The sequence below is a fragment of the Pedobacter sp. AC212 genome (assembly GCF_979258625.1).
The window spans coordinates 5193514-5206523 of sequence record NZ_OZ409870.1 but is presented as its reverse complement, the minus strand read 5'-3'; the positions used below and the strand labels follow the sequence as shown (position 1 = coordinate 5206523).

Sequence of the window (13010 nt, the reverse complement as noted above, 5' to 3'; positions counted from 1 at the left end):
AATGCAAGAAAAGAACGACTCTAGAATTCGCAAAGTGAAAAGTATTTTGGTTACTTTACCAAAACCTGAAACAGAAAAATCTCCTTACTACGATTTGGCCAAAAAGCACAATTTAAAGGTTGACTTTAGGTCGTTCATTCATGTTGAAGGAGTGCCAGCAAGAGACTTTAGAAAAGATAAAATTAACCTTGCCGATTTTACGGCTGTTATTTTTACCAGTAGAAATGCTGCCGATCATTTTTTCAGAATTTGTGAAGAAATGCGTTATGATGTTCCTGCAGAATTGAAATACTTCTGCTTGTCTGAAACCATCGCCTTGTATCTTCAAAAATACATTCAGTACAGAAAGCGTAAAATTTTCTTTGGTAAGCAAACTGCCGCAGATTTGGCTGAAGTACTAAAAAAACACGCAAACGAAAAGTTTTTATACCCTTGTTCTGATGTAGCTACGGAAGATACCATGAAGTTTTTGGAAAAGAGCGGATATGATTTTACACCTGCAGTGCTCTTTAGAACGGTAGTGAGTGATTTATCCGATCTTGCCGAAGTTTTTTATGATGTAATTGCCTTTTTCAGTCCTTCTAGTATTCAATCACTTTTCAAAAATTTCCCTGATTTTAAACAGAATAATACCCGTATCGCTGCCTTTGGCGTAAATACAAGTAAGGCATGTGCTGATATGGATTTGATTGTAGATATTGCAGCGCCAACCCCAGGCGTTCCATCAATGACAATGGCCATTGAAAATTATATCAAAGTATCTAATAAATAATACAACCAATAATTTATTTTTAGTCAACACAATAAAAGCGTAACTTTGCTGTTATAACAGGGTTACGCTTTTATTTGCAGCAACAAAATTAGGCCAAAGAAGGGTTTAACTAGCCCAATTTGCTTTAAACAAACGATTTAACTTAAAATATTTGCAATTGTTGATTATTTCAATGATTTTTGATAAAATTGCTCCTAATCGTGCTTTGCACACTATAAGAAATATGAAGAAAATCTACCTTCTAGCTATTGCGGGTATAACTGTTTTGCTAGCAAGTTGTGGCCATGGGGGTCAGGGCGAGCTAGTGGGAGCTTATAACCGGAAATTCAAAAACAACAGAATCCCTTTGGGTATGGTTTACATCCCGCCAGGGCATACACCACTCGGTGGATCTGATGAAGATATTACTTTCTCGCAGAATGGTCCTAGTAGGATGACTACTATTCCAGCCTTTTTTATGGATCAAACTGAAATTTCAAACGCTGAGTATCGTCAGTTTACCAATTGGGTTAGAGATTCGATTGCAATTGCCATGATGGGCAATCCACAGCAATTTATGATCACGCCAAAGGGAAATGCAGCTAATGCGCTCGGTGGTGAAAAATACATCGATTGGAAAAAAGTAGGTACTAATGGCGTAAACATTTGGCGGAACAAAGGTAAAGGTGCCAGTGGTGCTCAAGCTAGTCAGTTAGATGGCATGTACTATTCGGGATTGGATGCTTTACCAGGAAAAAAAGAAATAGATGTCAGAAAGTTAGAGTATTCGTACGCGGAACTTAACATGGATAAAGCGGCTTTAGGGCATAAAAATCCAAACAGCAAACGTCAGGATTATATAGATCGTTATACCATTGCAATTTACCCTGATACAATGGTTTGGAAAACAGATTACTCATACTCGATGAATGATCCAATGGTTCGTGCTTACTATAGTCACCCTTCTTACGATGATTATCCGGTAGTAGGGGTGAGCTGGGAGCAGGCAAAAGCATTCGGTCAGTGGAGAACAAGATTATATGATGGTGTTGCGCAAGCAAGAAGAATGCCTGTAGGATCGAGATCTGATTACAGATTACCAGCCGAAACTGAGTTTGAATATGCAGCTAGAGGTGGTAATACCAAAACAAAATATCCTTGGGGAGGCCCATATATCAGAAATACAAAAGGGTGCTTGCAAGCTAACTTTAAGCCTGGACGTGGAGACTACTCGAGCGATGGTGGTATTTACACAGTTGGTGTAAGATCTTATTTTCCTAACGATTACGGTTTGTATAATATGGCCGGTAACGTTTCTGAGTGGACAATTACCGCTTATAACAAAGGTGCAGCACCATTATTGCATGATTTAAGTCCAAACTTTACTTATGATGCAAATGCTGGAGACAGCAAGTATAAAAAACGTAAAATCATAAAAGGTGGCTCTTGGAAGGATACAGGATATTTCCTTCAAAATGCAGTTTCCACATACGAATATCAGGATACACAAAGATCATATATCGGCTTTAGATGCGTTTCCTCTTACCCTGGAACTGATTTAAGAAATTAAAAAACAAACCAAACAACTAAAAACTAAGAAAAACATCAAAATTTTATGGCAGCAAAGAAACAACCAGGCTGGTTACACGTAGCAATTTCATGGGGAGCAAGTATCGTAATTGTAGGAGCATTATTTAAAATTCTTCACATTGGTGGTATCGTGGGTAACTATATGATTGGTATAGGTCTAGGCGTAGAGGCAATATTATTCTTTTTGACGGGATTTTTTCCGCCAGAACCAGAACCAGCATGGGAGAGGGTTTATCCAGAATTAAGAGAAGATTTTAAAGGTGAACTGCCAACGGCTTCTGCAAGACCAGTTGCAGCACCAGTTTCAGCAGGAAATACAGCGGCATTAGATAAAATGTTATCAGATGCTAAAATTGGACCGGACTTAATCGAAAGTTTAGGATCAGGTTTGCGCACATTTGGTGATAAAGTTGCAACGATTTCAAATGTTGCTGATGCTTCAACTGCTACAAACGAATTCACAAGCAAAGTAAAAACAGCTTCTGCTGGTTTTGATAATTTAAGCGCATCTTTCGAGAAAGCTACAGCTAACTTAAAAGCAATGGGTGAGAGCAATGTAGATTCTCAAGCTTATCATGATCAGGTTAACAACTTAGCTAAAAACTTATCTGCTTTAAATGCAGTGTATGAATTGGAATTACAAGATTCAAGCGCACATTTAAAATCGATGAATAAATTCTATTCTAACTTATCTTTAACGATGCAAAACTTTAACGAATCGATGGAAGATTCGAAACAGTTTAAAGAAGAAGTGAATAAGTTAGCGAAGAACCTGGCATCGCTTAACTCAATTTATGGCAATATGCTATCGGCTATGAATGGTCCACGTGTATAAATTATCTAGTTTTTAATTTTAAAAAAGAAAGCTACATAACACATGGCAGGAGGAAAAGAAACAACAAGGCAGCGGATGATCAATATCATGTATTTGGTATTGTTGGCTATGCTTGCCTTAAACGTATCAGATACAATTTTAGATGCATTCAAAAATATCAATGATAGTTTGGATACCTCTAAAAACAATGTAAACACCAGTATTAATCAGCTATTTTCTGCTTTCGAAAATTCGAAACTGAAGGAAGAGCCAGCTCGTGCACAGCCGATTTACGAAAAGGCTAAACAAGCACAGGCAGCTGCTGATAATCTAAATAACTACATTGAAAGTTTAAAGAAAGAATTTACTACAGCTGGAGATGGTATAGATCCGGAAACTGATGATTTGGTAAACAGATCTAATCAGGATATTGCTCAAAATATCATGATCAACCAAAAGAAAGCTGATGAGTTAAAGAAAAGAATTAACGCTACACGTGAGAAACTAATTTCTTTACTAGATCCGGCTGATAGAGCAACTGTTGCTTTTTCATTAGAGGCCAAAGATCCGGTTAGAAAAAGAAAAGGCAACTGGCAAGAAACTTACTTTGGTGAGGGAACGCCATTAACCGCTGCGATGACTATTTTGACAAAATTGCAAACAGATACTAAAAATGCTGAAGCAGAAGTAGTTAAAAAGTTATTCGGAAACATGGATAAAGCTCAGGTTAACTTAGATCAGTTTGCAGCGGTAGCAGTAGCGCCAACTTCTTATGTTATCCAAGGACAACCTTACACCGCTGAGGTATTTTTGACAGCTAGTGATTCGAGATCAACTCCTGATATTACCGTTAATGGAAATAAATTATCCATTAAAGAAGGTAAAGGAACTTACACGGGCGGTACAAGCAGTGTTGGTGAATTTACATGGGTAGGTACTATTCGTGTTCGCCAAACTGATGGACAAGTGAAGGAATACAAAACGCAGCCTCAAAAATATCAGGTTGCAAAACCATCTGCTACTGTTTCATCTACAAAGATGAATGTAATTTATGCTGGTATTTCAAACCCATTCACGGTTTCTGCTGCTGGTTTCCCATTAGAAAGTGTTCGTGCTTCTATATCAGCTGGATCAATGTCTGGTTCAAATGGAAACTACAGTGTAAACGTTTCTGGAGGACAAGTTGGAAGTGAAGTTTCTATAAACGTAAGTGCAAGCAATGCTGGTAAAACAGTGAGTTTAGGTGCACAGAAATTTAGAGTAAAAGCAATTCCGAAGCCAGTAGCTAAAGTTGGTGGAAGAGCTGGAGGTGACATTGCATCAGTTCAATTGAAAAGTGAATCAGAAATCGAAGCAGATCTTGATGATTTTCCTTTCGATGTGAAGTTCAAAATTCAACGTTATAAATTAACGGTTATAAAACCACGTTCAGACGCGGTTACTATTTCTGGTAGTGGTGGAAGTTTTGCTGGCGCTGTTAAAGCGGCAATTAATTCTGTAACCCCAGGTACCAGAGTATTTTTTGAAGATATCGTTTCTGTTGGTCCTGATGGCCGCCAGAATGTTTTACCTTCATTAGCATTTAGTGTTAAATAAGAAGAAGATGAAAAGGATTGTAAGCATCATTGCCTTGGCTTTATTTACTACGTTGGCTTTCGCACAGAAAAAGCCAACTAAGTTGGCTCCAAAAAAAGCTGCAGTTGCACCAGCACCTGTTGCCGACACCGTTGCAGCGCCAGTTAAAGTAGCCAAGAAAAAACTTAAGGTTCCACCTAAGGATGGTTTTTATGCCCGTAAGGATATAGATAGTACGGAAATGGTGCCTTTGGCTGATGTAAGAGAGGAAGATGTATTTTATGCAAAGCGTATTTGGAGAGAAATTGACTTAAGAGATACCGTGAATTCATCGCTGAAATCTCCGAAATCAAGATTAATTGATGTGATCTTAGCGGCTGTTAAAGCAGAAGAATTAACTGCTTATGCTCCTATTGATAGTGTGCTGAACGAAGACGATGCTTTCAATACACCAATGACGGAAGATTCTGCAATGATGGCTGCCGCTGGAACCGTAGAAGTTACTGATGCTAAAGCAGGTACTGTAAAAACTGTTGCAAATGATCTTAATCCTGAATCATTTTTAAAATTTAGAATTAAAGAAGATTGGATTTTTGATGTTAAGCGTTCTATTTTCGAGCCACGTATTGTAGGTATTGCACCAATGAAATACAATGAGGTTTCAAAGCAATGGCAACCAGTTTTTTGGGTTTATTATCCAGAAGCTAGGGAAATATTAACGAAGAAACGCTTAATCAATACCAATAATGATGCTTCATCATTAAGCTTTGATGACTTCTTTATACGCCGTCTGTTTAGCAGTTATATTGTAAAGGAATCAAATCCTGGAGATAACAAGTTAAGAGATATTATTGCTGATCCTAGACAACGATTATACGAATCAGAAAGAATCAAAAAGTCGGTTCTTGATTACGAACAAGGACTTTGGGAATACTAAAAGGAAAGCTTCGATGAAAATCGAAGCTTTTTTGTTTTTAGCTCCTCATCAGTTAAACACATCGTCATTGAGAGCTACGAAGCAATCTAACTGACTTCGTTGGTTAATAATTTCCAAACACCTAACTATTAGGATGGGTTTTCAACTTCCCCTTCAGGGGGCTGCGGGGTAAAATAATTCTGCAAAGTTATCATCTGCTTTTTATTAAGCACTTCGCTCAACTCTTTCTCTGTAGCTTCTCTTATTTTCTTAACTGATTTAAAATGTTTTAGCAATTTGTCGGCCGTAGTTTTACCAATGCCTTCAATTTGTTCCAATTCAGTTTTTAAGGTTCCTTGATCACGCTTTTTGCGGTGAAAGGTAATACCAAACCTATGCGCTTCATCACGGAGTTGTTGAATCACTTTTAACGTTTCCGATTTTTTATCGAGATAGAGCGGAAACGAATCACCTGGATAGAAAAGTTCTTCCAATCGTTTCGCAATACCAATAACCGTTACACGATTTTCGATACCAAGCAACTTCAAGCTTTTCATTGCCGATGAAAGCTGCCCTTTACCGCCATCAATAATAATTAACTGAGGCAAAGGCTGGTCTTCGTCAAGCATGCGTCTGTAACGTCTAAAAACAGCCTCCTCCATGGTCGCGAAATCATTAGGACCTTCAACTGTTTTCACGTTAAAGTGGCGATAATCTTTCTTTGAAGGTTTGGCATCTTTAAAAACCACAATTGCCGAAACAGGGTACTTACCTTGAAAGTTGGAGTTATCAAAACATTCAATATGCTTCGGCAATTGTGTCAGTCGCAAATCTTTTTGCATGGTTGTTAAAATGCGATCGGTCCTTAAATCAGGATTTAACTTTTCGTATTGATTTAGCTTCTCTTTTTTGAAAAACAATACGTTTTTCTGCGATAACTCTAAAAGTTTCTTTTTTTCACCAAGTTTTGGAACGGTAAATTTTAGCGTTTCATCTTCCAAAGAAAGTTCAAATGGAACAATGATTTCTTTTGATGTACTGTTAAACTTTGTTCTGAACTCCAACATTGCTGTAATTAAAAGTTCATCGTCACTTTCATCCAATTGCTTTTTAATTTCAATAGTTTGCGTTTGAATGATAGTTCCGTTCATCACTTTCAAGTAATTCACAAAAGCATAACGCTCATCAGAAGCAATGCTTACCACATCGACATTGGTAATGGCGCTGTTCACCACGGTCGATTTACTTTGATATTTCTCTAAAACCTGAAGTTTTCGCGAATATTGATGTGCCAATTCAAAGTTTAATTCTTCTGAAGCAGTTTTGATAATGCCCTTCACATCCCTAATCACATTACCAATTTTGCCGTTTAAAATTTCTTTAATCTCAACAATATTTTGGTTGTAATCACTTTCTGTTTGGTAGGCCTGACATGGGCCTTTGCAATTTCCAATCTGATATTCCAGGCAAACTTTAAACTTGCCTTCAGCAATATTTTTGTCGTTTAATGGCAGCGTACAAGTCCTTAAAGGGTATGTTTCTTTAATTAGATCTAAAATAGTGTGCATCATGCCAATCGATCCATATGGGCCGAAATAGGTTGATCCATCTTTAATCACCTTTCTGGTCCAATAAATACGGGGATAGGGTTCGTTTTTAACGATTATCCATGGGTAAGTTTTATCATCTTTTAAATTGATATTGAACTTAGGCTGATGCTTTTTAATCAAACTATTTTCAAGCAACCAGGCATCAATTTCTGTATCAACAATAGTAAAAGTTATCTTCCTGATTTTGGAAACCAGCACCCTGGTTTTGCCGTTAAATTGTTGCTTATCGCTATTGAAATAGGAGCCAACACGGTTGCGAAGGTCTTTTGCCTTACCAATATACATCAACTTTCCATCTGCGTCCCAATATTGGTAAACACCGGGTTTATGCGGAATGGCGGTTAGTGCGGTTTTATGGTCAAAAGTGCTCATCAATTACAAAAATAGTATTCAAATGCGAAATCCTTATCTAAACGGATAAGGATTCGATATTAGTTAAAAGAATTTGGGCGTTCCCCTAAGCTACGCAAAGGGTCAGGCTATCCGTTACAATCTTTTGTTTTTACTTTCGCTGCGGTCAAGTTTACAAAAGGATTTACACTTCTATCCTTCACGCAAACCCATTGTATTAAAAACCTAATTTTTCATCAAGTTCAGGGTTGGTTTCCTCTTCCTGTTGCTGATATTGGTTACAATCGTAGGTGATGGATACACCTGCTTTTGGTGCTTCAAAATCGGCATGACTTATTTTTAACGCAGGGTTTGCGTAAACCCGTTTAATAAAGCCTGCAAAAATAGGAAGTGCCGTATTTGCACCCTCTCCCTGATTGGTACTAATAAAGTGGAATGCCCGATCTTCGCAACCAGTCCAGATACCAGTAACTAATTGAGGGGTAATGGCCATAAACCAACCATCAGAGTTGTTTTGTGTGGTACCCGTTTTTGCGCCGATTGGTGCGTTAACTTTGTATTTATAATTTAATCTGGAACCTGTTCCATTTGAGACTACTCCTTTGAGCATTCTTGTCATTACATAGGCCACTTCTTCGCTCATAATTGGTTTGGGGATTTCCTTTTGCGAAAAAAGCACAACCCCATTTTTATCTTCAATCTTCAGCAAATAGATTGGTTTGGTATAAACGCCTTTATTAGCGAATGCACCGTAAGCGCCAACCATGTTATAGATAGAGGAATCGAAAGTTCCAAGGCAGATGGAAGGGTAGGCAGGAACATTTGGGATACCCATTTTGGTTGCCAAATTCGAAACTGCTACTGGTCCAACCTGTTTCATCAAAAATGCGGTTACATAATTTTGAGAATAAGCTAATGCTTTTTGTAGCGTTATGGCACCAGGAAGGGGCTTTCCTGAATTCCTCGGTGTCCAGTTTTCTCCATAACCTTCAATTGTTACCGGTGTGTTAGAAACGGTATAACAAGGCGAATATCCATTTTCAATAGCAACGGCATAAGTAAAGGGTTTAGCTGTTGAACCTACTTGCCTGGTTCCCATTTTAACCTGATCATATTTAAAGTGCTCGTAGTCAATTCCACCAACCCAGGCTTTCACATGCCCGTTTGTTGGATCCATTGTCATCATCGCATTACGCAATAACATTTTGTAATAGCGAACCGAATCAATGGGTTTCATAACAGTATCAATATCACCTTTCCAGGTAAATATGGTCATTTCTGCTTTGGTGTTGAAATTTTCTTTGATCTCGTCATCAGATTTACCTTCTAATTTTAAGGCTTTATACCGATCTGATCTTTTTACACCTTGCTCAATTTGTAATTCTTTCCCTTTAAAAGGATTTCTCCCTTTCCAACTGCTGATAAACTGCGCCTGCAAAACCTTCATGTATTCTTTTTGCGCTTCTTCGGCATATTTCTGCATGTCGAAATTTAAGGTGGTGTAAATTTTCAATCCATCACGGTCCAAATCATATGGTGTACCATCTGGCTTTACTATTCCTTGCTCCTGGAAAATTGTTTTAATATCGTTTTTTAAAACTGATCTAAAATAGGGTGCAATGCCATCGTTTACAGTTGCAGCGTTAAATTTCAAACCTAAAGGTTTTTCTTTTTCTTCATTAAAATCCTGCTGAGTTAATAGTTCTGATTTTACCATCATGGCCATCACAGTATTTCTCCGGTTTCTTGAGCGCTCCGGATGACGGGTAGGGGAGTACATCGTAATCCCCTTCTGCATGCCTACCAAAGTTGCCGCCTGGGTTAAAGTTAGTTTATCAGGCGTGGTATTAAAATAAACTCTTGCCGCTGATTTAATTCCATAAGCTTGATTGCCAAAATCTACCGTATTGAGGTACATCGTGATGATTTCTTCCTTTGTGTAATTGCGCTCCAGCTTCACAGCAACTATCCATTCTTTAAATTTGGTGAGTACCAATGAGAAAAAATTCAGGTTTGATTCGCGTGGAAATAGATTTTTGGCCAACTGTTGAGTAATTGTACTTGCACCTTGTTTTTTGCCGATTAAATTATAGCCTATGATGGTGAAGGTACGTTTGAAATCAATTCCGGAGTGATCTTTAAAACGGGTATCCTCGGTTGCAATTAAGCCATTGATCACATTTTCGGAAATATCTTTATAAGTAACATTAGATCTGTTTTGTACAAAATAGGTTCCCAAAGGGCGTCCATCTTCGGCAATAATTTCTGATGCCTGGTTACTTTTTGGGTGTTCAATATCTCTGAAAGAAGGTAATTCGCCAAAAAGACCAAGTCCGATCATTGATATAAAAATGGCGAAAAGCGCTATTCCGCCTACCAATATTTTCCAGATGATTAAACTATATCTTTTTGTTTCTTGTGCAGAAAGGGATTTATTCATTTTGTGTTGTAATTAATGCAAAGGCCTAGCAAATTGGAAGCCATTTTGGCCACAAATTTATTAAAATTTTGATGAACTCTTTTTTTGGCCTTTTGTAGGCGGTTATATGCCTATTTATAATTGTCTTTCAAAAATTCCAAATATTCATTAATGCGATCTCTACTATTCAGCTTTTCGAAATTTTCTTTGCTGATAATAAAGCCTCTGTAAAGATTTGCAGGAACTTTCATTATATTTTTTAACTGACCAGCAATGCTTGATTCGTAAATTTTTGCATCTTCCAAATCGATAAAACTGGTTACGTAAATCAATTGATTATTATCCAACTCAACCAATTTGTGCGCCAGATCATTATCTGGATAATTTCCGCGGTTAAACTGACCAATACCGAAGCGTGATGAACTTAAAGTTAAAGTAGCATCGGCTACATCAATAACATAATAATACTCTTTTGATGTGGCTGCGCTAAAAATACTGGCGGGCTTTACTACGTCAATCGGCTTAACTTCTTCCGGTTTTTCCACTGGTTTTACAGCGATTTCTACTGGTTTTACTTCTGCTGCAGCATTAATATCGGTATTGAGTGGTTTCGCAGGTACAGCAATTGGTTTTGCCTGGCTCACGAAACGAGGCTCGTTTGAATCAAAGTCGATCAAGGCAACAGGGCGCTGCTTAAACTCAGCCAAGTTTGCTTCAATATACTTTAAATGATCGCGTACTAACGGTGTAACAATTAAATCGTTAGGGTATTGGGTGGTAATGGAATTAAACTCGGCCAATAATGGATCTAGTTTCGAAGTACGGCCAACTGCAATTGCTTTTAGGTAGGCATATTGTGGAGCCAGATCGTTATCAGGAAATGCATTTACATTATCATTGGCTTGTTTGATTACTCTTGGATAATCTTTTTTAGCGTAGGCCTCAAAAGCAACATTATAGTTGTTGTTTGCAATGTTTTCCATCGCACTCTGTTTGGCAGAAAATGATGGGTCTAAAATCGTTTTGGCGTAATTCGATTCTGGGTATTTTGTTAGCACTAACTGCCTAAACTCATTTGATTTATTCTCATCAACACCTTTGTTATTTAGGTATAAGCTGTAATAAATGGCAGCGAGGTGGTTATTATTTGGATATCTTCTTAAAAGTTCATCGTAAATCTTATTGGCTTCTTTTTTGTCGTTCAGCTCTTGTTGATAGAAACTGGCGATTTCAAAATAAGCATCAATAATTTTTTGATCGGATGTAATAAGCAGTTCTGGTGTAACTGGCAATGCATCCAGATATTGTTTTTCTATCGAGGTTTGATCTGCTGATGTTGTGGTGTTAGTTCCATTTGCAGGTGTGATGGTGTTGGCTACGTTTCCGCCAGACATTACCTGTGCGTTTTCCTGAGCTGATGAACGTTGGCTTTGGCGCCAGTTATCTTCTAATTGCCTATTACCCCAGCGCTTTTTGAAATCGGCAAAACCAGTAGTTATTGCTGCATTATTGTTAAAGTAGAAAGTATTACCAGCACCAGTTTGAGGAGCGTTTAACGTCTGGTTCGGAAAATCTGGATTATTAAGGCTTTGATTATTTGAAATCGGAATAGTGGCTACTTCAACTTTCTGCGTTAAATACGCTTTTACTTTTGCTTCGCGTTCTGTTGCAGGCAACTTGGCAATCATTTGAGCGGTATCTTCTTTCGAGATTATTGTGTAACGATCTGTTAAATACTGAAGATTTTCTGCTTTTTTAACAATGTTATCGTAATCAGGAAAGTTTTTTGGCATAATCAATACCGTGCTATCATAGTACAGTTTCGCCTTGATGTAGTTGTTGAATTCCTTAAAATTTAAATCGGCAATTTTCAAATAAGATAGCGCTTTTTGGTTTTGATTTTTTGTGCTCTGCTGAACTGATTTTTGATAGTTTTCTTCTGCTTTAACAAATTTGCCTTCTTTTGAGAACAGCTCGCCAACCTGATAATATATTTGATCGGTGTAGTCGAAATTTTTATCGTCTTTTAGTAATGCCAACAGGGCTTTATCTTCATCCACTTTGTAGCCGCTAATTAATGCTCTTAGCTTTATGCGTTGCAAATTGGCATGGAAATACATTTCAAATGGTGCATTACTGTTTTCAACTTTTGTGTAATTGATGAATGCATTTTGAAGATCGTTCTCCTGTTCTTGGAGCTGTGCTAAAATATACCGCCAACGAATACGGAGTTGTTTATCATCGCCTAACCGAACAGCGTTTTCGAGTAGTAGGATTGCCTCTTTATTTCTTTTTTGATATATCCTCATTTGGGCGGTTGTAGCCAAAGGTTCGGCGATATCTTTCTTTAGATTATCGGCAGCACGAAGCATGGTATCTAAAATTTTATCAGCCACCGCCATATTATTTAATTCCATTTGGCTGCGTGCTTTCCAGTTCATAGCCATAACAAAAGTCTGTAGATCTTTGTCGTAAGCTTTAGCTACGTAATCAAAATACTCTGATGCGATAAAATAGTTTCCTTTTAAATAGTTCGCTTTGCCTAAAAGCATGTAGGCATCGTCTATATAATTACTGAAACTTTTATCGTTTATGATGGTTTGTCCTTTTGTAATTACCTCATCAAGTTGTTTGTTTGGAGCGCCTGGAGTAAGCACTAAATTAACCTGTGGTTCTGGATCAAGATAAACAGGTAATATTTTTTCGTAATTATCAGGGTAGCTTTGCAGTAAACCGTCATTATATTCGGTGAGCAGAACCTTAGAATTATAGATATAGTTGTAGCGTGCCGTTAAGTTTTGAAACTTACGGTCGATAGCGGTATCTTTATTTGCTACACAGCCATAAGCAAAAAGCAGGCTGAAGAGAATGATGAAGGGATTTAAAGTCTGGTTGGAGTATTTTTTCAAGTATAATCAGTCGCGTTAGTGGATATACAATAAACAAAATTTTAGCAAAATTATTTTCTTTGCTGGCAAAACTTA

8 protein-coding genes are annotated in these 13010 nt (G+C 37.6%); 5 read left to right on the top strand and 3 right to left on the bottom strand.

Annotated features, from left to right (window positions below):
* Position 1: 1 nt before the first annotated feature.
* The 5 genes from ACZZZC_RS22490 to porN all read left to right on the top strand — a co-directional run bounded on the left by ACZZZC_RS22490 (position 2) and on the right by porN (position 5667).
* Entirely contained in the window at positions 2 to 772 is a 771-nt protein-coding gene (locus ACZZZC_RS22490; protein WP_056851011.1) for a uroporphyrinogen-III synthase, read from the top strand.
* A gap of 223 nt (positions 773 to 995) precedes the next feature.
* A complete protein-coding gene (gene porK, locus ACZZZC_RS22485) occupies positions 996 to 2321 on the top strand; it encodes a T9SS ring complex lipoprotein PorK/GldK (RefSeq protein ID WP_056851210.1) in 1326 nt (441 codons plus the stop codon).
* Positions 2322 to 2366: 45 nt separating this feature from the next.
* Positions 2367 to 3176 carry a type IX secretion system motor protein PorL/GldL gene (gene porL / locus ACZZZC_RS22480; RefSeq protein ID WP_463484106.1) on the top strand — a complete coding sequence of 270 codons (810 nt, stop codon included), beginning with the start codon at positions 2367 to 2369 and terminating at the stop codon, positions 3174 to 3176.
* Between the two features lie 42 nt (positions 3177 to 3218).
* Entirely contained in the window at positions 3219 to 4751 is a 1533-nt protein-coding gene (gene porM / locus ACZZZC_RS22475) for a type IX secretion system motor protein PorM/GldM (RefSeq protein ID WP_463484105.1), read from the top strand.
* Between the two features lie 7 nt (positions 4752 to 4758).
* A complete protein-coding gene (gene porN / locus ACZZZC_RS22470) occupies positions 4759 to 5667 on the top strand; it encodes a type IX secretion system ring subunit PorN/GldN (protein WP_463488153.1) in 909 nt (302 codons plus the stop codon).
* A 128-nt stretch (positions 5668 to 5795) separates the two neighbouring features.
* Here porN and uvrC read toward each other — a convergent pair whose 3' ends face one another.
* The 3 genes from uvrC to porW all read right to left on the bottom strand — a co-directional run bounded on the left by uvrC (position 5796) and on the right by porW (position 12935).
* The gene (uvrC, locus tag ACZZZC_RS22465; RefSeq protein WP_463484103.1) at positions 5796 to 7628 is read right to left on the bottom strand and encodes an excinuclease ABC subunit UvrC; all 1833 of its coding nucleotides are present in this window, start codon (positions 7626 to 7628) and stop codon (positions 5796 to 5798) included.
* A gap of 196 nt (positions 7629 to 7824) precedes the next feature.
* A complete protein-coding gene (locus ACZZZC_RS22460; RefSeq protein ID WP_463484102.1) occupies positions 7825 to 10047 on the bottom strand; it encodes a transglycosylase domain-containing protein in 2223 nt (740 codons plus the stop codon).
* A gap of 110 nt (positions 10048 to 10157) precedes the next feature.
* On the bottom strand, positions 10158 to 12935 hold the full coding sequence (gene porW, locus ACZZZC_RS22455; protein ID WP_463488152.1) for a type IX secretion system periplasmic lipoprotein PorW/SprE: 2778 nt from the start codon (positions 12933 to 12935) through the stop codon (positions 10158 to 10160).
* Positions 12936 to 13010: the final 75 nt, after the last annotated feature.